The organism is Rhizobium sp. 01T437, assembly GCF_056398505.1.
Map to the genome: position 1 here is coordinate 1 of NZ_JBFTPM010000030.1, position 24,871 is coordinate 24,871.

At 58.4% G+C, this 24,871-nt stretch carries 25 protein-coding genes; 15 read left to right on the top strand and 10 right to left on the bottom strand.

Annotation, left to right across the window (positions count from 1 at the left end; all coding sequences use genetic code 11):
* The coding region (locus AC1DM5_RS32985; RefSeq protein WP_477976653.1) for a CocE/NonD family hydrolase at positions 1–306 on the bottom strand (306 nt) is incomplete at its 3' end.
* Positions 307–327: 21 nt separating this feature from the next.
* Positions 328–1,908, bottom strand: coding sequence for an ABC transporter substrate-binding protein (locus AC1DM5_RS32990; protein WP_477823399.1), 1,581 nt, complete (start codon positions 1,906–1,908; stop codon positions 328–330).
* Between the two features lie 121 nt (positions 1,909–2,029).
* Between AC1DM5_RS32990 and AC1DM5_RS32995 the strand changes: the two genes are divergently transcribed.
* The 7 genes from AC1DM5_RS32995 to AC1DM5_RS33025 all read left to right on the top strand — a co-directional run bounded on the left by AC1DM5_RS32995 (position 2,030) and on the right by AC1DM5_RS33025 (position 9,874).
* Positions 2,030–2,815, top strand: coding sequence for a helix-turn-helix domain-containing protein (locus tag AC1DM5_RS32995; RefSeq protein WP_477823400.1), 786 nt, complete (start codon positions 2,030–2,032; stop codon positions 2,813–2,815).
* Positions 2,816–3,363: 548 nt separating this feature from the next.
* On the top strand, positions 3,364–4,773 hold the full coding sequence (locus AC1DM5_RS33000) for an ABC transporter substrate-binding protein (RefSeq protein ID WP_477823401.1): 1,410 nt from the start codon (positions 3,364–3,366) through the stop codon (positions 4,771–4,773).
* A 149-nt stretch (positions 4,774–4,922) separates the two neighbouring features.
* On the top strand, positions 4,923–5,894 hold the full coding sequence (locus AC1DM5_RS33005; RefSeq protein WP_477823402.1) for an ABC transporter permease: 972 nt from the start codon (positions 4,923–4,925) through the stop codon (positions 5,892–5,894).
* Between the two features lie 13 nt (positions 5,895–5,907).
* Positions 5,908–6,795, top strand: a complete 888-nt coding sequence (locus tag AC1DM5_RS33010; RefSeq protein ID WP_477823435.1) for an ABC transporter permease — start codon at positions 5,908–5,910, stop codon at positions 6,793–6,795.
* Positions 6,792–7,766, top strand: a complete 975-nt coding sequence (locus tag AC1DM5_RS33015; protein WP_477823403.1) for an ABC transporter ATP-binding protein — start codon at positions 6,792–6,794, stop codon at positions 7,764–7,766. The genes AC1DM5_RS33010 and AC1DM5_RS33015 overlap by 4 nt, the downstream gene beginning before the upstream one ends.
* A complete protein-coding gene (locus tag AC1DM5_RS33020) occupies positions 7,763–8,752 on the top strand; it encodes an ABC transporter ATP-binding protein (RefSeq protein ID WP_477823404.1) in 990 nt (329 codons plus the stop codon). Before AC1DM5_RS33015 ends, AC1DM5_RS33020 begins: the two co-directional genes overlap by 4 nt.
* Before the next feature lie 42 nt (positions 8,753–8,794).
* Positions 8,795–9,874 (top strand): serine hydrolase domain-containing protein, encoded by a 1,080-nt coding sequence (locus tag AC1DM5_RS33025; RefSeq protein ID WP_477823405.1) that lies wholly within the window; start codon positions 8,795–8,797, stop codon positions 9,872–9,874.
* Between the two features lie 9 nt (positions 9,875–9,883).
* Here the strand turns inward: AC1DM5_RS33025 and AC1DM5_RS33030 are convergent, their stop codons facing one another.
* Positions 9,884–11,104: a LysR family transcriptional regulator gene (locus AC1DM5_RS33030; RefSeq protein WP_477823406.1), complete on the bottom strand. Its 1,221-nt coding sequence runs from the start codon at positions 11,102–11,104 to the stop codon at positions 9,884–9,886.
* Positions 11,105–11,173: 69 nt separating this feature from the next.
* On the opposite strand from AC1DM5_RS33030, the gene AC1DM5_RS33035 reads away from it, so the two are divergent.
* Entirely contained in the window at positions 11,174–11,410 is a 237-nt protein-coding gene (locus tag AC1DM5_RS33035; RefSeq protein WP_477823407.1) for a hypothetical protein, read from the top strand.
* Positions 11,411–11,419: 9 nt separating this feature from the next.
* Here the strand turns inward: AC1DM5_RS33035 and AC1DM5_RS33040 are convergent, their stop codons facing one another.
* From AC1DM5_RS33040 to AC1DM5_RS33055, 4 genes are read right to left on the bottom strand one after another with little or no spacing between them, the layout of a single operon-like run.
* Entirely contained in the window at positions 11,420–12,196 is a 777-nt protein-coding gene (locus AC1DM5_RS33040) for an ABC transporter permease (protein ID WP_439019157.1), read from the bottom strand.
* Positions 12,180–13,010 carry an ABC transporter ATP-binding protein gene (locus tag AC1DM5_RS33045; RefSeq protein WP_477976656.1) on the bottom strand — a complete coding sequence of 277 codons (831 nt, stop codon included), beginning with the start codon at positions 13,008–13,010 and terminating at the stop codon, positions 12,180–12,182. Before AC1DM5_RS33045 ends, AC1DM5_RS33040 begins: the two co-directional genes overlap by 17 nt.
* A gap of 14 nt (positions 13,011–13,024) precedes the next feature.
* Positions 13,025–14,026 carry an ABC transporter substrate-binding protein gene (locus tag AC1DM5_RS33050; protein WP_477823409.1) on the bottom strand — a complete coding sequence of 334 codons (1,002 nt, stop codon included), beginning with the start codon at positions 14,024–14,026 and terminating at the stop codon, positions 13,025–13,027.
* A 47-nt stretch (positions 14,027–14,073) separates the two neighbouring features.
* Positions 14,074–15,156, bottom strand: a complete 1,083-nt coding sequence (locus tag AC1DM5_RS33055) for a 4-oxalomesaconate tautomerase (RefSeq protein WP_477976658.1) — start codon at positions 15,154–15,156, stop codon at positions 14,074–14,076.
* Positions 15,157–15,265: 109 nt separating this feature from the next.
* Here AC1DM5_RS33055 and AC1DM5_RS33060 point away from each other — a divergent pair, with 109 nt between their 5' ends.
* Entirely contained in the window at positions 15,266–16,168 is a 903-nt protein-coding gene (locus tag AC1DM5_RS33060; protein ID WP_477823411.1) for a LysR family transcriptional regulator, read from the top strand.
* Between the two features lie 38 nt (positions 16,169–16,206).
* On the opposite strand, the gene AC1DM5_RS33065 is transcribed toward AC1DM5_RS33060, so the two are convergent.
* Positions 16,207–16,476: a hypothetical protein gene (locus AC1DM5_RS33065; protein ID WP_477823437.1), complete on the bottom strand. Its 270-nt coding sequence runs from the start codon at positions 16,474–16,476 to the stop codon at positions 16,207–16,209.
* Positions 16,477–16,828: 352 nt separating this feature from the next.
* Between AC1DM5_RS33065 and AC1DM5_RS33070 the strand changes: the two genes are divergently transcribed.
* Together AC1DM5_RS33070 and AC1DM5_RS33075 are read left to right on the top strand one after the other, a co-directional pair.
* Entirely contained in the window at positions 16,829–17,149 is a 321-nt protein-coding gene (locus AC1DM5_RS33070; protein ID WP_477976660.1) for a ketopantoate reductase family protein, read from the top strand.
* Between the two features lie 43 nt (positions 17,150–17,192).
* Positions 17,193–18,254, top strand: coding sequence for a ketopantoate reductase family protein (locus tag AC1DM5_RS33075; protein ID WP_477823413.1), 1,062 nt, complete (start codon positions 17,193–17,195; stop codon positions 18,252–18,254).
* A gap of 74 nt (positions 18,255–18,328) precedes the next feature.
* On the opposite strand, the gene AC1DM5_RS33080 is transcribed toward AC1DM5_RS33075, so the two are convergent.
* Together AC1DM5_RS33080 and AC1DM5_RS33085 are read right to left on the bottom strand one after the other, a co-directional pair.
* Positions 18,329–20,050 (bottom strand): extracellular solute-binding protein, encoded by a 1,722-nt coding sequence (locus AC1DM5_RS33080; protein ID WP_477823414.1) that lies wholly within the window; start codon positions 20,048–20,050, stop codon positions 18,329–18,331.
* Positions 20,051–20,125: 75 nt separating this feature from the next.
* The gene (locus AC1DM5_RS33085; RefSeq protein ID WP_051941994.1) at positions 20,126–21,052 is read right to left on the bottom strand and encodes an NAD(P)-dependent oxidoreductase; all 927 of its coding nucleotides are present in this window, start codon (positions 21,050–21,052) and stop codon (positions 20,126–20,128) included.
* 478 nt (positions 21,053–21,530) lie between these two features.
* Between AC1DM5_RS33085 and AC1DM5_RS33090 the strand changes: the two genes are divergently transcribed.
* The 4 genes from AC1DM5_RS33090 to AC1DM5_RS33105 all read left to right on the top strand — a co-directional run bounded on the left by AC1DM5_RS33090 (position 21,531) and on the right by AC1DM5_RS33105 (position 24,861).
* Positions 21,531–22,319: a glucose 1-dehydrogenase gene (locus tag AC1DM5_RS33090; RefSeq protein ID WP_477823415.1), complete on the top strand. Its 789-nt coding sequence runs from the start codon at positions 21,531–21,533 to the stop codon at positions 22,317–22,319.
* Positions 22,320–22,424: 105 nt separating this feature from the next.
* The gene (locus tag AC1DM5_RS33095; RefSeq protein WP_477976662.1) at positions 22,425–23,498 is read left to right on the top strand and encodes a 2,3-butanediol dehydrogenase; all 1,074 of its coding nucleotides are present in this window, start codon (positions 22,425–22,427) and stop codon (positions 23,496–23,498) included.
* A gap of 68 nt (positions 23,499–23,566) precedes the next feature.
* Positions 23,567–23,851, top strand: coding sequence for a YciI family protein (locus AC1DM5_RS33100; RefSeq protein ID WP_477823417.1), 285 nt, complete (start codon positions 23,567–23,569; stop codon positions 23,849–23,851).
* On the top strand, positions 23,848–24,861 hold the full coding sequence (locus AC1DM5_RS33105) for a Gfo/Idh/MocA family protein (RefSeq protein WP_477823418.1): 1,014 nt from the start codon (positions 23,848–23,850) through the stop codon (positions 24,859–24,861). The genes AC1DM5_RS33100 and AC1DM5_RS33105 overlap by 4 nt, the downstream gene beginning before the upstream one ends.
* Positions 24,862–24,871 lie beyond the last annotated feature (10 nt).

Sequence of the window (24,871 nt, forward strand, 5' to 3'; positions counted from 1 at the left end):
GGCGATCAGTTCGCAGGCATTGGCAAGCTCAAGTTCGGTATATTCGCCATCGATCACGCCTTCGGATTCGCCCGAGCCGCGGATGTCGACACGCACCCCGGCAATGCCGGCGGCGGCAAAGACCGGATAGGTCGACTCATCGCGCAGGCTCGTTCCATCGCGTTTGCGATAGGGCAGGAATTCGAAGACGGCCGGCACCGGATCGGCGTACGCACCGTCGGGCATCCAGATGCGCGCGGCAAGGCGCGTCCCGTCCCCCAAAGTAATCCATTGATTTTCGATGGTGGTGAAGCTGTGCTCGGTCATGGTGACATATCCCGAAGAGGTTTAGGCGTTAAACCACACACGGCTGCCGATATAGCCGTTGGACATATCGTTGCCGATATCGTCGACATAGCCCCTCAGTGTTTTCGAAGAGGCCATGATGTAGTCGTTGAAGACGGGCAGGATCAAGCCGCCATCATCTCGCACCATCAGAGCCAGCTGTCGATAAAGCACCTTGCGCTTGGTTTCGTCGAGTTCGGCCCTTGCCTGGAGCACCAGCTTGTCGAAGTCCGGACGCTTGAAACGCGTGTCGTTCCATTCCGCGGTTGAAAGGTAGGAAGTGGAATAGCGTGAATCCTGGGTCGGCCGACCGCCCCAGAAAGACGCGCAGAAAGGCTGCTTGTTCCAGACGTTGGTCCAGTAGCCGTCTTCCGGTTCGCGCTTGACGTCGAGCGCAATCCCCGCCTTGCGCGCACTTTGTTGAAACAGGATCGCCGCATCCACAGCGCCTGGAAAGGCAGCATCCGAGGTCAGCAACTGAACCGGACGGTCAAGGCCCGATTTCTTGAAGTGAAAGGCGGCCTTGTCCGGATCAAATTGCCGCTGCTCGATATCGGTCGGCGCAAGCGCATAGTTGGAATTGACCGGATAGTCGTTGCCGATCGTTCCGTAGCCGCCCAAAACCTTGTCGAGGATCGCCTGGCGATCGATGGCATATTTCAAGGCAAGGCGAAGGTCGTTATTGTCGAAGGGTGCTGTGTCGCAATGCATCAGGAAACAGTAGAAGCCCTTGCCAGCATTGCGGACGATCTCGACGGTCGGTGCCCGCTGCAGCATCGGTACGGTTTTCGGGTCGACATTATTGACGAAATGGACCTGGCCGGACGCAAGCGCTGCAATGCGGGCGGTGTTGTCGTTGATGACGAGGATTTCGACGCTGTCGACAAAGCCGCGATTGGCGCGCCAATCCTTCGGGTTCTTCTCGAAGGTTGCCCGCACGCCGGGCTCAAAGCTCTTCAGAATGTAAGGGCCGGTACCGATGGCCGCCGCCGGCTTGTCGACGCCGCCCTTCGGCTGGATGATCAGGTGGTAATCGGTGAGAAGGAGCGGCAGATCCGCGTTGCCTTCGCTCAGCGTCAGGACGAGATCACCCGCCTTTTCATCAATGCCTGTGATCGAGGTCATGAGCCCAAGAGCGCCCGACTGCGAGTTCTTGTCCGCGTGCCGCTTCAGCGTCGCGACGATATCGGCGACGGTCATCTTGCTGCCGTCGTGAAATTGCACATCGTTCCTGATCTTGAAGGTCCAGACGGATGCATCTGCTGACGGCGTCCAGGACGTTGCCAGCGACGGCAGGGGTGCGCCGGTCTTGGGATCTGATTCGAGGAGCGTGTCGCCCCAGAGGCGGCCAATGACGAACAAGACGGAAGCGCTATAGGTCGCCGGGTCAAGCGTATCGCTGGTCGCACCGCCTTTGAGGCCGAGCTTCAGGTGGCCGCCACGCTTCGCTTCCTGCGCGCCGGCATCCAGCGGCATCAGGAGGCCGGAGGTGAGGGCTGGCAATACGCCAAGTGCTGCGGCTCCCCCCAGGAAATGCCGGCGGCCGATTTTCAACTGCGAAAATTGATCCTTTTGATGCGTCATGACAGTTCCCTCGTTCAGTTTTGTTAAGAGGGACGTTAAGCGCCAGACAGACTCGCGCAATTTCGCGACTTGACGCACTTTTAAGCGAGTTTACGCTAGCTTGGTCAAGACGGAGCTACCGATGCCTCACCTGGTCGAGAACCTGAAGATTGCATGCGCAACGCAGCGTTCAATTTCGCATCTGTGCCGTGCAATCGATATCAACCGGCAACAATTCAATCGATACATCAACGGCCAGACGAGACCGTCCGCCCATAACCTGGCTCGCATTGCTAACCATTTCGATGTCGAAGCAGCCGATTTTTTCCTCACCCCTACACTGTTTCGCAAACGCCTCAGCAAATCTGTGGTAGGCGCCTACGAAGGTTCCGACCTTTTCAACGCGTTTCCAGGCAACCTGCGCGCGCTCAGGCGTCACATCGGCTACTTCCAGACCTATCACCGCTCGCCGTCTTGGCCGGAAATGGTCGTATGCTCATGCAGTAGGCTGACAGAGCAAGGCGGGTTGATGCACGTCAAGTCAATGGAACGTCTGCGGGATCCCGGAAATGGAATCCAGCAGCTTTCCAAATACGTTGGGCTTGCGGCCTTCTATCGTAACCGGATCTTCATCACGGAGCGTGTGACCGGGCCGAACTCCATTTTGTCGCAGACAATCCTCCTGCCATTCGATGAATACCAGCGCGTCTATTTGCGTGGAACGACAATGGGGATCTCCTGGCGAAGGGAAAACCTCCCCTATGCCTCACGTGTTATCTGGCGCCACGTCGGCGCTGAGCCTGACCTCCGCGAACTTCTTGGGCGCTGCGGGCCCCTGCCGCTGTCGTCACGCCAGCTGCCACCCACGGTGCGCTCGTTTCTCGCGGATCCAGCCGCCGAAGTGTATGCGATGCCGGCAGAGTATTAGGTTCCTACCCGGCTAGGCCTCCGGCATTGCATTCCTAGCATTGCAGGTAGCAGTTCCAAGCAAAGCCCTGTTAGGCGAACGCATAATTTCGACTGTTGTTGCGAAGTCGGGTATGCCTCCGGCGACACTGAGGGATTTGAATGGCGAATGATTGAAGGCTGCTGCCTCGGCCTCACGCTGCTAACATTGAAGCAAGGGTCTGCCTCCACGCCATTCCCGGCGATGCCTCAACTGAGGGGTGGTAGCTTCTAATGGAACGTAGTTTCCGCGCCAATGAGCGGCATTATTCTCCTCACGAATAACAAACGCAAAAAACATTCATTTGTTAAATTCTAAGCGCCGTCGATAATCGAGGAAAAATTGGGCAAAGACGTATGCCTTGAACAAAGGGAACCGGATATATGAAAACGAGCATGATACTTTTGGCCGGCATCGCGGGCGCTGTCGCGAGCCCTGTCCTTGCTAAGGACTTGACGATTGGTCTCAGCGGGACGGTGACGTCCATCGATCCACACTTTTACAATGCGTCGCCGAATAACTCGATTTCCATGCAAATTTTTGATCGGCTGACGGAGCGCACCGCAGGCGGCGAACTGGTCGAAGGTCTCTCGACAAAGTGGGAGACCGTTTCCGACACCAAATGGCGCTTCACGCTACGCGAAGGCGTGAATTGGCACGACGGCAAGCCCTTTACCTCGGACGATGTTGTTTTCACGCTCGGTCGCGCTGGAAGCGTGCCAAACAGCCCAGGAGGCTTCGGCGGATTCATGCGTAACATCGCGAGCGTTGAAGCGGACGGCGACAATGCGGTCATTGTCATCACGAAGGCACCCGCACCGACGCTTCCGGGCGATCTCGCAAATATCGCCATCGTTTCGCGCCATGCAGGCGAGGGCGCCGACACAGCCGATTACAACTCCGGCAAGGCAGCAATCGGGACAGGCGCATTTCGTTTCACGACATTCAAGCAAGGCATCGAGGTCGGCCTTGAGCGCAATCCCGATTGGTGGGGCAAGAAAGTTGCATGGGATCACGCGACGTACCGCATGATTTCCAGTGCGAGCGCCCGCACGACCGCCGCTCTGTCAGGTGATGTCGATGTTATTGACGCGCCGGCTGCGACCGATATCGCGCGCTTTGAAACCACCGCCAACCTTTCCTTTGTCAGCACTCCGGGCCTGCGGGTCATTTATCTTGCACCATCGACATCCGGTGATGCATGGAAGGCCAATGTGAAGGGGCCGAAGGGGGAGGCGCTGGAGAAAAATCCTCTGGCGGATCCGCGCGTGCGCAATGCACTGTCTGAAGCGATCAATCGCGAAGGCATTGTCGACAAGATCATGGAAGGCACTGCGACGGCGTCCGGCCAGTGGCTCCCCAAGGGCGCGTTCTCGTACACGCCTGATATTCAGCCGCCGAAGCCCGATCCTGTGGCGGCCAAGAAGCTCCTGGCCGATGCCGGGTATCCAGAGGGTTTCCAACTGACGGTCCATGTGCCGAATGATCGATATCCCAATGCACCTGCGGTGGTTCAGGCTGTTGCGCAGATGTGGACGAGAATTGGCGTGAAGACGAATGTGGAAGCCCTTCCCTGGACGACCTTCTCATCGCGGAAGTCAGAATTCTCCATGAAGCTTCTGGGTCTTGGAAATGCGACCTATGACGCCAGTTCCATGCTGGTGAACGTTCTGGGTACCGTCGATCCGAAGCGGGGGCTGGGTGCGGCCAATGATAGCGGGTACTCCAACCCGGGTCTCGATGACCTCGTCTCCAGGGCAATGACGATCTACGACGACAAGGCGCGTGAAACGGCCCTTATCGACGCCGTAAAGGTTGCGGTCACTGATGGAGCCATCATCCCGCTCTATCAGCAGAGCAATGCCTGGGTGATGCGCAAGGGTTTGTCCTATGCCCCGCGCATCGACGAGCGCACGCTTGCCAAGGATATTTCCGAATAAAGCGCGGAGATGAGCGGCCGGTGCCAAGGCACCAGCCTTCTTTTCCGCCGATCGATGGCGAAGTCGTCTGAGCAAATGCCCGTTATAGTGCGCCCGCCAGACCATCCCCAAAGGCGTGGTCGGTATCTTACCAATAACAAGAGGGTATCATGACCCTGTGGATTATCCAGCGCCTGTTGCAAGCGATCCTGGTCGCTCTGGCAATGGCCCTGATTGTATTCGTCGGTCTTCACCTGATCGGAAGCCCGATAGAAACCTTGCTTCCGCCAGAGGCGACCCACGACGATCGCCTGAGATTGATTGCGGATCTCGGTCTCGACCGGCCTCTTTACGAGCAGTTTTTCCTGTTTCTGAAAGGCCTCCTCCAAGGCAACCTCGGGGTCAGCTATGTCTATAAGGAGCCAGCGGTCGAGTTGATCCTGTCTCGCTTGCCCGCAACGCTTGAGCTCGCCTTCGCCGCTGTCCTGCTGTCGCTGATCGTCGGCGTGCCGCTTGGACTTGCGGCGGGCTGGAAGCCTGACAGCCCCTTCGCGGGCGTTATCATGATCGGCTCGATCTTCGGCTTCAGCCTGCCGATTTTCTGGATCGCGATCCTGCTCATTATGATCTTCAGCGTCCAACTCGGCTGGCTTCCAAGCTCGGGGCGCGGGGCGACCGAAATCGTCTTCGGGATACCCTGGTCCTTCGTGACCCTGGATGGCCTGCGGCACATGTTGTTGCCAGCCGTCAGCCTCTCGCTTTTTAATATATCGATGGTGACGCGTCTAACCGAAGCGGGCGTGCGTGAGGCGATGTCGAGCGAATATGTGCGATTTGCCAGAGCAAAAGGCCTGTCGCCGAGGCGTATCCTCAGCGTCCATGTCCTTAAAAACGTGATGATCCCGGTCGTCACCGTAGTGGGTCTGGATATCGGTCAGACGATCGCGTTTTCGGTCGTGACCGAAACCATCTTTGCCTGGCCGGGCGTCGGCAAGATCATCATCGACAGCATTGCCGCGCTCGATCGCCCCGTCATCGTCGCCTACCTCATGCTCGTGGTTATCATGTTCGTCATCATCAACCTCGTCGTGGATGTTACCTACAGGCTGCTCGATCCACGCATCCGGCTTCAGGGAGAGTGATGTGCAAGCGGTTATGAACTCCTCGAAATTTCGGACAGGCCTGCAATTCATGAGGCAGTTCGCGCGCGCGCCTTTGGCAGCGCTGGGACTGATACTGATTGTCCTGATCGTTCTCGTGGCCGTCTTTGCGCCATATCTGTCCCCACAGAATCCTTATGACCTGATGCAGTTGGACATCATGGATGGGCGTATGGCTCCCGGCACAGAATCGTCGGCAGGCTTCATGTTCCTATTCGGGTCCGACGACCAGGGTCGGGACATGCTGTCGGCCATTCTCTATGGTTTGCGGATAAGCCTGATCGTGGGACTTGGCTCCGCGGCGCTCGCCTTCATCATCGGGACCGCGTTCGGACTGACGGCCGCCTATGTCAGCGGACGGCTTGAAACCGCGATGATGCGGCTGGTGGACCTTCAGCTTTCCTTTCCGACGATACTGTCGGCGCTGTTGATCCTTGCACTTCTGGGCAAAAGCGTCGGCAATGTTGTCTTCGCAATCGTTCTGGTGGAATGGGCGACCTACGCCCGCACGGCACGCGGCGCTGCCTTGACTGAGCTGCGCCGGGAATATGTCGAGGCGGCGCGCTCCCTGAGGTTGCCGCACCGCAACATCCTGTTTCGCCAATTGCTGCCCAACTGTCTGTCACCCCTCGTCGTGCTACTGACCATGCAGGTGGCACGCGCCATCACGCTTGAGGCAACGCTCAGCTTTCTGGGTCTCGGCGTTCCGGTGACAGAACCCTCACTCGGGCTTCTGATTTCCAGCGGCTACGAGTTCATGCTGTCAGGAACCTACTGGATTGCGCTTTTCCCGGGCATCGCACTTCTGGTCACGATCTTTGCCATAAATCTCGTTGGAGATCGTCTGCGCCAGTTGCTGGATCCGAAGGCTGCACGGAGATGAGCGCCATGCTTGAAATCAAAGGTTTGAAAACCGAGGTCGTAACCGAGCAGGGCAACGTCACCCTTATCGATGACATCAATCTGAGCCTTGCTTCGGGCGAAGTCATGGGGCTCGTCGGGGAATCCGGATCGGGCAAATCCGTGACAGGGCTCTCCATCATGGGCCTGCTCGACAAGCCCGTGCAGATCACCAGCGGTCAAATCCTGTTCAAAGGGCGGGACTTGCGAAGCGCCTCGCAGAAAGAGCTGCGATCCATCCGGGGCAACCGGATTGCAATGATCTTCCAGGATCCGATGTCGACGCTCAATCCCGTGCTTCGCGTCGATACGCAGATGATGGAGGTCGTGCATGCCCACGAAACCGTCAGCAAACAGGTTGCGCGGGAACGCGCAAGAGACGCGCTGGGCATGGTTGGCATTCCAAGCCCCGAGGAGCGTCTCAGCGCTTATCCGCATCAGTTCTCCGGGGGCATGCGGCAGCGAGTGGCAATCGCCATTGCGCTTCTCATGTCGCCAGACCTGATCATTGCAGATGAACCGACGACGGCGCTCGACGTGACGATCCAGGCGCAGATCCTGTCGATTGTACAGAAGCTTGCCCGAGAGAAAGGTACCGCCCTGATATGGGTCACCCACGATCTTTCCGTCGTTGCCGGTTTGGCCGAGAAACTGTCTGTCATGTATGCGGGGCGCGTTGTCGAGCAAGGCTCGACGGCCGATCTGCTCAGACGGCCTTTGCATCCCTACACCAACGGCCTGATAGCAAGCTTGCCGGCCCATAACCAGCGCGGCGCACGGCTGAGGCAGATATCCGGAACCACCCCTTCTGTGACCAATATGCCCAAGGGTTGTGCGTTTCGCCCTCGGTGCTCGTCAGCCACTGAAATCTGTCTAACCGCTCCGGCGCTTGTGCCGGTGGAAGGGCGCCTTCTTCGCTGTTTTCACCCCGTCATGGAAGGAGCGTCATCGTGAGCAATCGATTGGACGTGCGCAACGTGAGCAAGCTCTTCAGCCGCAAATCGGGGGTCGTGGAGCGCGGAGCGGAGTTGATGGGCCTGAAAGCTCCAAATCCGGTCGTCCAGGCGCTGGATGACGTCAGTCTCACCGTCGCAGAACGCGAAGTCGTCGGCATCGTCGGTGAATCCGGCTGCGGAAAATCAACGCTCGGTCGCGTTATTGCGGGGCTGTTGCAGGCCTCCGAGGGCTCTGTCCTGTTTAGAGGCAAGCAGCTGACGGAGATGGATGGTAAAGAAGCAGAAGACGCGCGACTGAAGGTTCAGATGATCTTTCAGGACCCTTCGTCATCGCTCAATCCGCGGCAGCGCGTGCGCGAGATCATCGGGGCAGCGCCGCTACACCACAAAATGACGAGCCCGCGTGAGCTCGATGATTATGTCAGCCAGCAGATGGAGCGGTCAGGGCTTGATCCATCCATGGCCACCCGTTTCCCGCATCAGTTCAGTGGGGGGCAGCGCCAGCGCATCGGCATTGCGCGTGCTCTTGCCGTACAGCCTGATATGTTGATCTGCGACGAATCCGTTGCCGCGCTCGATGTCTCGATACAGGCGCAGATCCTCAATTTGTTCCTCGACCTGAGAGAGCAGCTTGATCTCACCTATCTTTTCATCAGTCACGATCTCTCCGTTGTCGAGCACATCTCCGACCGCGTCGTGGTGATGTATCTCGGACGCGTTCTGGAAGAGGCGCCGGTCGGCGAACTGTTTTCGCACCCAAACCACCCCTATACGCGCGCGCTTCTTCAGGAGCGACCAAGCCTCGATCCCGTTCAACGGCGCTTTTCGGCCATAGAAGGCGAGATCCCGAGCCCGCTTTCACCTCCGCCGGGGTGTCATTTCCATCCTCGCTGTCCGTTTGCGATGGAGCGTTGCCGTGTTGAAAGACCGGAACTTCGGACCATCGGCTCAGGGCACAAGAGTGCCTGCCATCTCAACGATTGAACCTCCCACAATCGACAAACCTGAACGTTAAAAGGATTCAACATGTCTGTTTCAGCGCCTCTGGAACACCAGCCGCAACCTGTCAGCCAGGAGTTTCCAGCCCGGGAGTGGGCGGTCGTCCGGTCTCCTGAAGAACACGGTCTTTCTGCCGAAGTTCGAGAGAAGGTCGACGCCATGCTCGAGGCCTTGCCTACCACATCTTTCATGGCAGTCGTTGGGGGCAAGGCGCTTTACACCTACGGCGATGTATCGGAAGTCAGCTATCTCGCGTCGACCAGAAAAAGCATTCTTTCGATGCTCTTCGGCAAAGCGGTTGCGGAAGGAAAGATCAATCTCGATCTGACCATGGCGGATTTGCACATCGACGAAGACCATGGTCTTCTTCCCATCGAGAAGACAGCGACGCTACGTCATCTGCTGATCAGCAGTTCGGGTGTCTATCACCAGCCGGGCAGCCCCGGCAGCAACACGAAGAACATCCCGGCGCGTGGCTCGAAAAAACCAGGCGACTATTTCCACTACAACAACTGGGATTTCAACGTTCTCGGCGCGGCCTTCGAACAACTGACCGGCCGCAGCGTCTTCAAGGCTTTCGAGGAGGATTTCGCGGGTCCGATGGGCCTTCAGGATTTCGATCCGTCGCGCCAGCGCATGATGGGATATGAAGGTGCCTCCCGCTACCTCGCCTACCACTTTTTCCTGTCAGGCCGGGACATGGCACGGCTGGGCCTGACGATGGTGCGGAGCGGTAGTTGGCGCGACCAGCAAATCGTACCGGCCGAGTGGGTCGCGGAAAGCACGCGCATTCATGTTCCCGCCGACAAGATGAATGAGAGCGAAAAATCCAGGATCGCCGGCTATAGCTATCTTTGGTGGATCCCAGTCGTGACCAAGGATAGGCCTGAATGGGAAGGTGCCTTCGTCGCAGCGGGCCATTTCGGACAGTTCATCCTGTGCATGCCTGCGCTGGATACGGTGTTTGTAAACCGGCGCGCTATTCCAGACGATCTGGCGATTGCCCGTAACGAGGGAAGCTTCAAGGAAGAACTGCCAGCGGTTACCATGGAGCAGTTCTTAAGTGTTGCCGACCAGTTTCTCGCGGCGAAACTGAGCACCAATTAACGTTATCGGTCAACGCAGGTCTTCAGCAAAACACGCGGAGATTTGCTCACGCAGCCAAAGGCTTGCCGGATCGCGTTCTTTTTCGGCAAGCCAGATCATGCTGGTGGATTGCTTTTCCTCCGCGAAAGGCGATTCCAGCAGTAGCAGTTCGTGTGATCGCTCGAACAGCTTAGCGACGCTTTCCGGCATCATGGCGACGAGATCGCTGCGGGAAACAATTGCAACGGCGGCGGAAAAATGCGGGACGACCGCTACCACTCGACGTTCCAGTCCCATCGCGTCCAGCCGCTCATCGATCCACCCGCGACGGCTCGGGGCAGACGTAACCTTAACATGGCCAAGCGACAGCAAAGCGTCGAGCGTCAGCGGGTCTTTCGCTGCTGGATTATTGGCCGACATGATGCAGACCCGTCTTTCGGTGAAGAGGGAGGCGCAGCGATATCGGGCGGGAAAATTGTCAGCGGTCATAACGGCCACGTCGATGGTTCCCTCATCGAGATGTTCCTGCACTACCGGAAGAAAGTTCTTGTTGTGGGTCACACCCGTGCGCGGCATGTGGATGACTTCCAAAACGCAATATTCGGCTTGGGAGCGGACACGTTCCACGAGCCGGGGCATCAGAACAACAGAGAAATAGTCGTTCATTCCAATTCTAAATGCCCGGTGGGACGTCGCAGGCTCGAAGCTTTGCTTCGACAGCATGACCGACTCCGTATCCTCGATAATCCGCCTTACCGCTGGGAATATCTCCGTGCAATAACGGGTCATCACGAAGCCACCCGAGGTCTTCTTGAACAGGTCGTCACCGGTTATGGCGCGCACGCGTTTCAGCGCATGGCTCATCGCAGGCTGGGAAAGACCGATATACTGGCCAGCAGCTGTCATATTACCCTTCACGACCAAGGCATAGATGACTTTTAGAAGATTGAGGTCGATGGACCCCAATTGAAACCGCTGCATGCGAACCCTGCCTACCCCTTGAAACTTACCGATCATAATGGCACCGACGTCACTGCGCAAAGAGAGCAACTTGCTTGCAACCGCAATAACAGAGCCAAACTTGCTGTGAGAGGCACCCTGCGCGTGCGCACGAAAGTAAGCAGCATGTCCCAGACCAGCCAAGAACGGATGCGCAAGCAGCCCGACCTGGGCAAAAGCCCAAGCATCATGCCAACGGCCAACGTCAGAATTTTCGGTTGCTGAACAATGACCGACGCCCGCTTGATCCACCCTGGATCGCCAGTGGCCGGAGGAGGGTGCCCTCGAAGAGGTCCGGGTTCTGTCCCAGGCTTTTGGTGCGTGCCGGAAAACCAGCACCGACAGGACACCAACAACGGCGGCCATGACGCACCGATGGCCAAAGCGGCAGGGCCAAAGTCGATGCTCGCGATCAACGCAATCCAGAGGAGCGAGAAGATGACGCCGCCCAAGCTCGCGCCGCATATCAAGCCGGCGCTGGTTGCACTTCGAACACAAGGCCAAAAAGAATGGGGTGCCGATTACAGCGCCCCAAACTCTAACTCACAGGGAAACTGATCCGATGAACTACGCCGCTCTTTCTTCCGCGGCGTTCGGTCTCCACTTGATCAGCCGGCCTTCCAGAACATCGAGGATTCTGTCGATGATGAGCACGAAAACGGCCAGGATGATGATGCCGGCAAACACTCCAACGGCGTCGAAGTTGCCTTCCGCCTGCGCGATCAGGTAACCGAGCCCTGCAGAGGAGCCGAGATATTCACCAATGATGGCGCCGACCACCGCGAAACCGACCGAGGTGCGAAGGGAGGACAGGATCCAGCTGGCCGCCGCCGGAAAATAGACATGCCGCAACAGATCGGAACGTTTGGCCCCGAGGATCCTTGCATTTGCGAGGACGACTTGATTGACCTCGCGAACGCCCTGCATGGCGTTGAAGAAGGTGATGAAGAAGACGAGCGTTACCGCGAGCGCTACCTTCGACCATAGGCCGAGACCAAGCCAAAGCACGAAAATTGGGGCAAGCACGACGCGCGGAATGGCATTCAGGCCCTTGATGAAGGGGTCCAAAATCCGTGCCGCACTGCGGCTGAGGCCGAGCCATACACCGGCTGCGACGCCGAGGCCCGTGCCGATGATGTAGCCGAGCACAGTCTCCGTCAGTGTGATTGACACATGACGATAGAAGCTGGGGTCAACAATCCAGCGGATCATCTGGTTGAAGATGTCGAGCGGGGCTGGAAAGAAGAAGACATCGATAAAGCCGGCGGTCACGCCAAGCTGCCACCCGCCGAGGATAAAGATCAGCATCCCGAGCTGGATGATTCGTTCAGTCACGACGTTCATAGCTTTTCTCCACTTCGCCGCGCAGGGAAGCCCAGATATTTCGATACAGATCCATAAAGCGTGGATCGAGTTTAATTTCCGCGACGTCGCGGGGGCGCTCGAGTTCTACCGGGAAGCTTTCGATGACCCGTGAACGGGGGCCAGCTGCAAGAATTGCGACCCGGTCGCCGAGTGCTATTGCTTCTTCGAGGTCATGCGTGATCATTACGACAGCCCTGCGCTCTTCCTGCCACAGACGCAGGAGTTCGTTTTGCATGAGGTGCCGTGTGTGGATATCGAGGGCCGAAAAGGGCTCGTCCATCAGGATGACTTTGGGGCCGGTGATCAGGGCCTGCGCCATCTGCACGCGCTTGCGCTGGCCGCCCGAAAGCTGATGGGGATAGCGATGCTCGAACCCTTTCAGCCCGACTTTCGCAAGCCAGTTCATAGAACGCTCGCGCCGCTCGGCACTTGGCACACCTTTGAACAGCAGTCCGAGCTCGACATTCTCGATCGATGTCTTCCAGGGCAGCAGTGCGTCCTGCTGAAAGAGATAGCCGATATCGTTCTGGACGCCCTTAACCGGAGCGCCGTCGATCGCCACTGTTCCATTGGCAGGCTTCAAAAGACCGGCAATGGCGTTGAGAACGGTACTTTTGCCACAGCCTGTCGGTCCCACGATGGCGAGAAACTCGCCATCGGCCACAGTCAGGTTCACGTCCTGCACCGCGACATAGGAGCCGAATGACATCGTGACCGCGTCAATCGATACCATTGGCCTTTTGTTTAGCTCGCCCGACGGAACGGACATGGGTTTTACGACAGCCAATGCCATGGCCTCCTCCTGGGTTAGTTGATGGTCTTGTCGGTGACTTTGTCCACGAATGCGTTCGTGTAGGTCTTGGAAAGATCTATGGTCGCGGCAGCAACCTTTTCGTTGAAACTCTTCAGGACGGCGAGGGGTGTCTGGGTATCGGTCTCGCTGAATTTGCCATCGACCGAGAAGATCGGTTTGGCATTCTCGACAGCCTTCACATAGGTGTCCCGGTCACCGGAGATGAATTCCTTCGGCAGTTTTTCGACGATCTCTTCAGCGCTGTGTGTGTTCATCCAGGCAAGCGCTTTCACGGTCGCGTTTGTGACTTTCTGGATGGTTTCCGGATTCTGATCGATATAGGCCTGCGTCGCATAAAGGACGGAAGTCGGGTAGATTCCACCGTAGATTTCCGTGGCACCCTCGTCGCTGCGGGCGTCGATCAAAATCTTGCCGACACCCTTGGCTTCGATGAAGGTCGCCGCCGGATCGTAGTTGACCAATAGATCAACCTTCCCTTGCTCGAGCGCCGCAACAGCAGCTGAACCGGAGCCGATCCCTATCAACGAGACGTCGTCAGCCGATAGGCTGTGGCGCTGCAGATAATAGCGAACGAAGAAGTCTGAAGACGAGCCCGGCGCGGTGATGCCGATCTTCGCGCCCTTGATCGTTTCAGGTTTGGAAGGATCGAACGCAGCGTTCTTTCCACCGGCAAGCACGAGCCCGGAATTGCGGGCCAGTTGCACGAAGGCGACAACAGCCTTGTTCTGCGACTGCATCTGGATGGTGTGGTCGTAGAAGCCGACGGCAATATCGGTGGAGCCGGCAACGAGCGCCTGCAGCGTCTTGGAACCGCCCGACGCGAAGTTTTCGACGGTCACCTCAAGACCTTCCTTCTCGTAGAGACCTAGGCCAGCTGCGACCGGAAACGGCAGGTTGTTGAGGTTGTAGGACCCGACGCTGATACGGACGGGTTCCGCAAAAGCCGAACCGGCGAAAGCGACCGTTGCCGCAAGTGCGAGCAATAGTTTACGCATGTGTATTCCTCCCTGATGCGTGGCGCCCTCCCGGCAACCACTTCCGATTATGCAGCGCAAACCACTTGCGCGATAGGTTTTGCAAAGACCTGGCCTTCGAAGAGGCGGCGGGCCGTCCGCAGGATTCCGGCAACTGTCTTGCCGTCGCGGATATCCAGTTTTACTTCCAAACGACCGCTTGGATGTTCCAGAACGAGGACGGCCGGCGGCTTGCGGTCGCCGATCAGCCGCGAGGCGACGGTTCCGTCGCTAATGCAGGCTGTGGCGATGCCGACCGCACCGGTCGTTGCGAGAGAAGGGTGGCACTGGTGCGGCATGAAATAGCGCACCCGGAGATCGCCGCCGATGTTGGGCCTGGAGATTAGAACCGGCTTTGGCGTGACCTGATTGCTGACGTCACCCATGCCCATGCGCCGGCCCGCCTCGAGCCGCAAGGTTTCGAGTCTCTGCAGCAATGCGCCGTTTGAATTGAGTTCGGCAGCCGATTCATCGCCCGTCACGCCGAGGGCGATGGCTTCCAGCAACATCATCGGCATAGCGCAGTCGATGCAGGTGACGTCGATACCGTCAATGCTGTCGCGCGGGTTGCCGGTGGGAAAAAGCTTGCCTGTGCGTGCCCCGGCCGCGTCCATGAAGGTCAGGGCGATCGGCGCAGCATTGCCGGGCACGCCGTCGATCGAGGCATCTCCCATATAGGCAACGCGGCCATCAGGGGTCGGAACCTCGGCTTCGATGAGTTTGCCGGTATTGACGTTGTGAATGCGCACGCGGGTGACGCCCGTCGCCGCCTTGACCAAGCCTGCCTCGATCGCGAACGGCCCGACGGCGGCCAGCATATTTCCACAGTTAGGTGAGGTATCCACGAACTGCTGATCGATACGGACCTGGGCGAACAGATAATCCACATCGGCATGGGATCCGGTTGCGGGGCCGACGATGGCAACCTTGCTGGTGACTGGGTTTCCGCCGCCGATACCGTCAATCTGCAGAGGATGACCAGACCCCATGACCGAAAGCAGGATCTGGTCGCGTTGACGCTCATCCGACGGAAGATCGGATGCGAGAAAGAACGGTCCTTTGGACGTGCCGCCTCGCATTAGAACACAGGGAATGGAAATCAGGTCGTTCATGGTTGTGCTCGCTTGCTGATGTGATTTACTGATCAATCAGCTTCTTTGTTGCAGTAAGCGGCAAAACGATTGATATGTGAAATGCGAATATCAGAGGGAATGATGCGTTATGAGCATTAATTGCGAGATATTGGATCTGCGCGCGTTTCTGTCGGTCGTCGAACTGGAAAACTTCCATCGCTCTGCCGAAGCGCTTAATCTGTCACAGCCGGCACTCAGCCGCCGAATTCAGAAGCTCGAGCTGGCAATCGGGGCGCCTTTGCTGGAGCGCACCACGCGTCATGTCTCGACAACCGCCCTTGGCGCGGAGCTGATCCCCTTGGTACGGCGCATGCTCGAGGAGTTCGACACATCTTTATTTGCGGTGCGCGATGTCGGATCTCATCGCAGCGGCCTTGTGACGATCGCATGTCTGCCAACGGCTGCTTTCTATTTTCTACCGACCGTCATTAAGCAATTCAGCGCCGAGTATCCGAATATTCGTTTTCGCATTCTCGATCTGCCGGCCACCGACGGTTTGCAGGCAGTCGCTCGGGGGGAAGTCGAGTTCGGCATCAATATCATGGGCTTTTCAGATCCCGACCTCATCTTCGAGAGGCTCATCGAAGATCCATTCGTGCTGGCGGCACGCAAGGATCATCCGCTGGCCGCCAAGAGCGAACTCGAATGGAACGATCTGGCGCCCTATCAACTGATCACAGTTCACCGGTCCAGTGGCAACCGTACGCTTCTTGACGCCGCGTTGGCGAAATCGAACCTGAAACTGCGTTGGTCCTATGAAGTCACGCATCTCTCGACATCACTTGGTTTGGTGGAAGCCGGACTTGGAATTTCGGTTCTGCCGAAACTCGCCACACCACAGGAAGAGCACCCGTTCCTCGTCACGAGACCGATTCGCAATCCTGAAATCTCGCGAACGATAGGCATTGTGCGCCGTCGCGGTGGGACGCTTTCGCCCGCAGCCGAGCGCTTCATGACAATGTTGATTGGGACGTGGGCTGAAGGAAACTGAGCAACTAAGAACTGCTGGGATAGTATCCCAACTACTTGTCAGTCAAATGTTCTCTTTTTCCCCGACCGGAACGCCTTCAAGAAACCGTTCGACATGAAGCGCCACCTGCTCGGATCTTCCCAATGCGGGTTGTGGCCGAAGCGATCCAACAAGATGGTTTTTGCATTGTGCAAAGCAGCGGCAAGGGCGCGACGATGGTCTGCATCGAGGAGCGTATTCATCGCCACGGCATTCGCCCAGGATACGGCGGAATCCGCCAGCACGCGGTGGCGCAATGTTGCCGACCAGATAGGACCAATCTGCGCCATTCCTGGGTGTGACTACGGTCGGACTATGCCCTCCCTTCGTGGCGGGCGCTAGTCTACTGACCTTGATCGCCGCTACGCATTAGCGGCCAAGCAATCGCGGAAACGCTTCAGTTTTGGTCGCGGTCACTTTTATTGAGCGCTTAAAGCAACGTGTGGCCGTAGCTCTAGCGACTCTGCATGCCTTCATAGGTTTTGTGTAGGACCGGGCAGGTCGAGCAGACCTTCGTGCGGTCGAAGGCGGGGCGCCATGCGTCTCGACATGACGGACTTTGAGGCGTCCATCGCCGCGAGGCTGCACCAGCCAGTCATGGCCCGGACGATCTCGCCCGGCTTGGGAGGTCGGGGTGCGTGATTGGACGACGCCCGGCATCCAGAATGGATAATTGCGTCGTTTCACATTTTGGAGATTTTTCCTACGATCTCTCACGAAATCTCGGGAGGATTTCGGCGTGTCCACGGACATCGGCCTCCAACCGAGCGGACGACCGCTCTCCAGGATTGGCGCAAGGGACGGCGCACGGAGGTCCTCGATCTCAACGGTCACGTGGTCGAACCCTTGAAAAGGGCGGGCCAGAGCGCGCCTGTCAATCAACGGATCGTCGAGATCGCCCGCGCCATCGAGCGCGGCGGCCTCTCGGCACAACCGTCAAACGCCGCCCTTATCGAGGCATGAATGGCCGTTACCGGCCGAAGCTACAGTAGGAGAGGAGAAGTTCATGAGTTGGAATGAGGCGCGCGGTCCGCGGATTGCATTTGTTGGAACGGGCGCGCAAGGCGCGTCGATCGGGGCGGACTTCGCCTTGGCAGGCCTTGACGTTACTTTCATCGAGCAGTGGCCGGAGCATGTGATGGCGATCCGTGAAAAGGGCATCACGGTGAACCTGCCGAAACGCACCATCAATGCGAAGGTCCCGGCTTTACACCTGTGTCAGGTTGCCGAAATCAAGGAACCGTTCGATGTCGTTTTCCTCGTGGTCAAAGCCTACGACACCAAATGGGCGTGCCAGCTGATCGAGCCATGTCTGGCGCCTGATGGGCTGGTCGTCGGTCTTCAGAACGGCATGACGCACGAGGACATCGCCGACGTGGTCGGTCGCGAGCGGACGATCGGCGCTGTCATCGAAATCGCCTCCAACATGTTCGTGCCCGGTGTCACCAACCGGCAGAACGATCATGAGACGTCCTGGTTTGCGCTCGGCGCGCTCGATCCGAAGACGCAGGATCGCGTAGAAGCCGTCGCTGATCTGCTGCGCAATTCCGGCACGGTCGAAGTGATGGACGACATTCGGTCCGCCAAATGGATGAAGCTTGTCGTCAACGCTGCCGAACTTATTCCATCAGCCATCATCGATCTGCCGCTCGCCGCCGCTGCCCGCGCACCCGGCATGCTTGAGGTCATGCGGGCCGCCGGATATGAGGCGATGCGGGCAGCACTTGCAGACGGAGCCAAAATCGTTCCGATCATCGGCATGCCGCCGGTGACCACCAATCATCCGGAACGGTATGTCGATCAGATCTTCGAGGAGGTGCTTAAGACCTTTTCACAGGCCGACACATTGACGACGTCGCTCCAGGATTGGCGCAAGGGACGCCGTGCCGAAGTCCAGGAGGTCAATGGCTGGGTCGTCGATATCCTGCGCGTGCACGGACAGAAAGCCCCGGTCAATCAACGGGTCATGGACGTGGCTTTTGATATCGAAGCCGGCCGGATCGATGCGCGCCCGGAGAATGCAGCGATTCTGATCGAGGCATACCGTGATGGCACGCGGCTAGGATAAGAACGGGCGGCTTTTTGAGGCCGTGGTAGTATCCACGCCCACCGCCTTCGTTCGTCGCCGGTGCTTTTGATTGGCTAGACCGAGCTTTGCCGTGTCCAGCTCCTCTGCGTGGATTTGAGGCTTTCTTCAATCTGAGCGGCGGCGTGCTCAAGGGCAAGCCGCGGCTTCTTGTTGCCGAGCAATGCCTCATGGATCTCCTCGCCGAGAACCTTCTCGATCGTCGTATATTGCGGGATCTTAGGGCGTTGCCAGGTATGCAGAAGGTTCTTTTTGGCGAGTTGGTCCACAAAACGTACGATCGGCGAGCTTGCGGCAGCCTCCGGATCGGCACTGACGGAAAAGCGCGGCGCGACCGGAAATCCATTTTTCACATGCGCTTTCATGGCTTCTCTCGATGCCATCCAGGCGATCGCATCGGCGGCCAGTTCCACCCGTTCCTCGGGCAGATTTGTCGGAATGCAGAAGAGAAAGCCCCCGATCGGCGAGGCGCGCGTGCCACCTGGGCCAGAGGGCTGCGGCAGATATTCGACCCTGCGCTTGACGACTGACTGGACGTCATATTCGAAGCGAGCCGCGCGCATCGTCCAGAAATAGCCGAGACTCGCTTTTCCTTTGAGAAACACTGCGAGCGTCTGGTCCCAAGCCATTTCAAGGATCTTGGGCGGAGAGATTTCGAGTAGCCTGCGCATATAGTCGAGCGCCGCAAAACCGGCGTCAGACAGGATCGTGCAGCTCAACTCTTCGAGGTTGACGCCCTCAAGCGTGAAGCCCGCGCGGATCTTGCGCAGCGAAATTGCCGGCTGACCGCAGGCGCCCATGAAAAACAGGAAGCTCGAGGCGATCGGCATGCCGCGCGCACCATCCCAGACCGCGCCGAACATTCCCTCATCGGGAGCGTGAAATTTGCGACCGGCATGGATCACGTCATCGAATGTCTTCGGGAACGACAGGCTCGCATCGGCAAACAGGTCCTTTCTCGCCGCAAGGACCTCGATGGTACAATAGCCTGGAACGCCATAGTCACGTCCCTCCCAGGTCGCCGAAGACCAGATGGAGGGATGGAAATCGAGCGGGTTGATGCCCGTCTTCTGGATATATTGATCGATCGGCCTGATAACGCCGCTCTCGGCGAATTCGCCAAGCCAGGGCATGTTGATGGCGATGACGTCGTAATCGGAAAGCCGCTTGGCGCCATTTTCCCGCGCGCGTCGATAAAGGTCGGGAAGCGGCAGAAGGTCGAAATTCTTGCGCGAAGCGAGGTTGCTGCGGAAGTCGGCCCACATGTTGCGCATTGCGGAGAAATAATTGTCGTCGTTCAGGAGAAAACGAAGCTCGATCTGCGATTCCGCGCGCTTCTGCACCAGCCGCATCGGCGGGATGATTTGCGAGCCGAGCGGCGTTCCCCCGAAATAATATTCGTCCTCCTCCTCGCCTGCCCGCAGCCCCAATGTCTGCGCGAGCAGGGATTTGGTCTTGCGGGCATAAAGCTCGAAGGAGCGAAGCAGTTGTTCGCTCGGCTGCAGCGCGAAGCTCTTGCCTGTCTGCCCCTTGGCGACCTTGAGAATGTAACCGGCATCGATGAGACGATTGATCAATCGCATCGAGGTTGCATAGGGAAGACCGGATTCCTGCCCGAGCGTCGAGATCGAGACAGGCTGGCTCAGAATATGCGACTTTATCAGGAACGTGACGATAAGCCAGATCGCATCATCATCGGCCGCTTCGACGACCTCTCTGAAGGGGCGGCGCGTTTTCTCGATGAAATCGATGACGCGCAGCATTTCATATTCGTTCACGTCGGCCTCCCAACCGTCGCGCTGCCTGCAATCAGACTAGCTGGCAACTCTTCCGCTCGCCAGCCCGTCAATGCGCTAAATGGCCTTGAGGGTTTGCGAAGCGGCAGCCTTTTCCCGGCCCAGGCCAGCAAGGCGCTCATATTGCTCGAAGAGCACGAAGAAATCCTTTTCGGCAAGACCGTCGGCGAAGGCTGCTTCGTATTGCTGGCGGATCATCGAGGCGAGATACATCGGAACATGATCCGATTTTGCTGCCCCCAGGATCAGATCGAAGTCTTTCATCATCTGCGAGACGGAAAACGCCGGATCGAAATTGCGGTTGACCAGGAGGTCACGCTTGTAGGCGATCAGCGGTGACGACACGGCGCTCTCGCAAATGACGTTGAGCATGGTCTCGACGGTCAGATTTCCCTTCAATCCAAGCGTCAATGCCTCTCCAAGGAGGGCTGCCGTTGCCCCGACGAGCGCATTCAGCACGAGTTTCAAATAGCGTGCCTGCTCGCCCTCGCCGAGATAGAACTGTTTTGCTGAAAAGCTCGCCAGAATGGGCTCCACCTTTTTATATGCCGCTTCGGGGCCAGAGACCATGACCGAGAGCAGACCCGAGGATGCGGTGATCGTGCTGCCCGAAACGGGCGCACGCACATAGTCGACGCCCTTGCGGTGAAGGGCTTCGGCAACTTCGGCCGAAAGCTCCGGCGAAACGGTACTCATCTCCACCAGGATCTGGCCGGGCTTGAGCAGATCGGCGAGCGCGGAGGGTGCAAGCGTCAGCTGGCGCAGCACCGCGTCATTCGGAATGGTCAGGATCACTATGTCGGATGCTTCGACCAGATCCTCCAGGCTGTGGGCGACGTTCGCGCCCTGCGCAACGACGGAAGCACGGTTTTCCGGAAGCGGCTCATAGACGGACAAGGCATATCCGTTCTCGAGGACACGCCGGCTCATCGGCGCGCCCATCTTGCCGATGCCGGCCCATCCCACTTTCAACGTCTCGCTCATGCAAAACCTTCCTTCCCCGGAGGCGGTCGCCAACCGGAATTCTCGATGAAGCTCTATGTCGAAGGAGCGCCAGCGAACCGGGCAAAACATGCCTCAACCCGGCGCAAGCGCCGTCTCCTCCCGAGGAAATACTAGCGTCAGCCGAAGACCGATTGCTGCATTGAAAATATCCATTTCGGACAATTAAGGATTTGTCGAAGCGCGGGTTGATCCTCTAGCCTCCGCTTCGGATCGCACGGCGGTTCCTGTGGGAGGAACATTGCCGTCAGCATGTTGGAGATGACGCGAAAGCCAGCGCTTCCGCGCATGATTCCGTGTCGTCAGCGGTTCGGACAGTTCAGGGGAGGGGTGGATCAGATGAGGCGGCGGCGTGCCGTTCCGCTCTGATCCCCTCACACCGCGACCTGTCGCATTCGCCCTGTCCGTCACTTCTGACGGTCTCAGCTGAAGCGACGGGAGTTCTATTGGGAGGGAAGCCATGAGTGGATCGGTCAACAATAAGGTCGTCATCGTAACCGGCGCGGCGCGCGGTATTGGCGCGGGCATTGCCGCCGATCTTGCCGAAAATGGCGCGCGCGTGGTGATTGCAGATCTCAATCTTGATAGTGCGCAGCAAACCGCATCGAAAATTTCCTCTGCAGGCGGCAGCGCGGTTGCAATTGCCGTCGATGTCTCGAGCCGTTCCAGCGTCAGGGCGCTGATCGACGAAACCGTATCTCATTTCGGCTGGCTCGACGTGATGTTCAACAATGCCGGCATCAGTCAGACCTGCCCCTTCATGGAGGTGACGGATGAGGATTTCGACAGGATCATGGCGATCAATGGTCGCGGCGTTCTGATCGGAACCCAGGAGGCGGCAAGACAAATGATCGCTCAGGGCGATGGTGGCAAGATCGTCAACACTGCCTCGATCGCCGGAAAGCAGGGCTACCCGTTGTTTGCGCATTATTGCGCTTCCAAATTCGCCGTCGTTGCGATCACGCAGGCGGCTGCCCGCGCGCTTGCGGAACACAAGATCACGGTCAACTGCTTCGGCCCGGGTGTCGTCAAAACCGAGCTGTGGGAACAGCTCGACCGCGAGTTCATCGAGCGCGGCCTGACGGAAAAGCCGGAACAGGCGATCAACGATTTTTCTCAGTCGATCCTTCTGGGGCGGGTATCGCTTCCCAAGGATATCGCCGGCGTCACGACGTTTCTCGCCTCCCAGGCATCCGACTATGTCACCGGCCAGACCATCATGGTCGATGGCGGTATGGTGCTGATCTAGCAGGGCGAGCGCTGTGACAGGACCGACCGGGATGCGTCTCGCTTTAGGCATCTGACTGGTCTGCGACGGCGGCTCAACAACAAGTTCATCATGAAAGGCGTGAAGATGAAGGCTGTACGGTACTATTCCAAAAAAGATATTCGCGTCGAAGACGTGCCGGCGCCAAGCGGCCCGCTCGGCGACGACATGGTGCTGATCGAGCCCTTGGTTTGCGGTATCTGCGGTACCGATATCCATGAATATATCGCAGGGCCGATCGTGACCCCGGCAACCCCCCACGTCTATTCCGGCGCCACGCTACCGCAGATTCTCGGTCATGAATTTTCCGCGCGCGTGCTGGAAGTCGGAAGGGACGTCACGCATGTTGCGCCAGGCTCGCGCGTCTCGATCCAGCCGTTGATCTCGCCGCGCGACGATTATTATGGCCGGCGCGGGCTCTTCCACCTCAGCGAAAAGATGGCCTGCGTCGGCCTGTCATGGGATTGGGGCGGAATGGGCGAGCGCGCCGTCGTCAACGGCTATAACGTCTTTCCGGTTCCAGACACCGTCTCCGACGTTCAGGCAGCAATGATCGAGCCGGCTGCCGTCGCGCTTTACGGCGTCGATCGCGGTCGCGTGACCTCCGGAAGCTCGGTGCTGGTGTCTGGTGTGGGTCCGATCGGCGCCCTCGTGCTCCTGGCGACAAAGGCCGCAGGCGCCACGACGATTTTCGTCTCGGAGCTCAATCCCAACCGAAGGGCACTGGCCAAAACGCTCGTTCCTGAAGCGATTGTCTTCGATCCGCGCGAGACCGATACCGAAGCGCTGTTCCGCAGCCACACCGAAGAAGGCGTCGGTGTCGACGTCGCCTTGGAATGCGTCGGCGCTGAGGCGTCGCTCAATCTATGCGCCAAGGCCGTCCGGCGTCAGGGCACGGTCGTGCAGGTCGGGCTTCACGTCAGGCCGGCGGCAATCGATGCAATGCTCTGGGCACTCAAGGACATCACCGTCGAAGCCACCTGGTGCTATCCGGTCCAGATATGGCCGCGCATCGCGCAGATGATCGGAGCGGGAATCTTTCCCGTCGAAAAGATCGTCACGGCGCAGATCGCCCCGGAAGACGTGGTCGAAAAAGGCTTCGAGGCCCTGATCGATCCGGCCGCATCACACATGAAGATCCTCGTCAACATGAAGGCCTGATCAGGGAATTTCCAAACCCTGAAGCCTTCAACGACGACGCCATTGCCAGAATTCGAAAGGGATTAGACATGCACTATGTTGTTCATTGCCTGGATCACGAGGGGGCTGTCGACAAGCGCCTCGCGAATTACGACGCCCACAAGGCGTATCTGTCGACCGGCAAGACCAAGACTGTCATTTCCGGCCCGCTTCTGGCCGACGATAACGAAACCATGATCGGTTCGCTTTTCGTCTTCGATGCCGATACCAAGGAAGAGGTCGTCGCGTTCAACAAGGCTGATCCCTTCACGAAGGCCGGCGTTTGGAAAACCGTCAACATCCACCCTTTCAACAAGCGAGTGGACAATAGATGACCATGCGCGAAGAAAAACCCGTCATCGCAGCGCTGGTCGGTCTCGGCTGGTGGGGTCGCAAGATGGCGAGCCTCGTCAATGCCGGAGGCGCGAAAATGCATTTCGTCCGCGGCATCGATCCCAATCCCGACGCGGCCGCCTTCGCCGCCGAGATGGGTTTGCAATATTCTCAGGATATGGCGGAAGCGCTCGCGGATCCGACGATCGAAGCTGTTGTGCTCGCGACACCGCATTCGCTGCACCGGGAACAGATCGCGCGCGTCGTTGCAGCCGGAAAACACGTCTTCTGCGAAAAGCCGCTGGACCTGACCAAGGCTGGCGCGCAGGCATCGGTGGATCTCTGCCGCGATGCGGGGCTTGTCCTCGGCATGGGCCACGAGCGTCGTTTCGAACCGCCGATCGCTGCAATCCTGGAGGCTGCAAAATCAGGCAAGATCGGCAGGCTTCTGCAGATCGAGGCGAATTTCAGCCATGACAAGTTTCTGGCACTCGACCCCTCCAACTGGCGGCTGAAGGCCGATCAGGCGCCAGCCGGCGGCATGACAGCGACGGGCATCCATCTGACCGACCTCTCGGTGAAGCTGATGGGTCCTGCCGCAGACGTGCGCGTCGTTTGCGAAAATCTCACGTCCAGTATCCCGCAGGGCGATACGATGAGTGCGCATATCCGTTTTTCAGGCGGCGGCACGGCCTATGTCTCGGCAACGCTTGCCACCCCCTTCATCTCCCGCTTCGCCGTCTTCGGAACGGAGGGATGGATCGAAGTGCGCGACAGGGCGCATGTCGAGGCACCCGATGGCTGGGTGGTGACCGAGGGCTGGAAGAAGGAGAAGATCACCGTTCGTGAGCTGCCGCCGGCCGAACCGGTCCGTGACAATCTAAGGGCATTCGCCCGGGCGATCCGCGGCGAGGCGGATTATCCGATCACCGGTGACGATATGATCAACAATATCGCACTGCTGGAAGCGATTGTACGCTCCGCTAAGAGCGGCACGCTCGAGAAGGTCTGAGGAGAAGGAC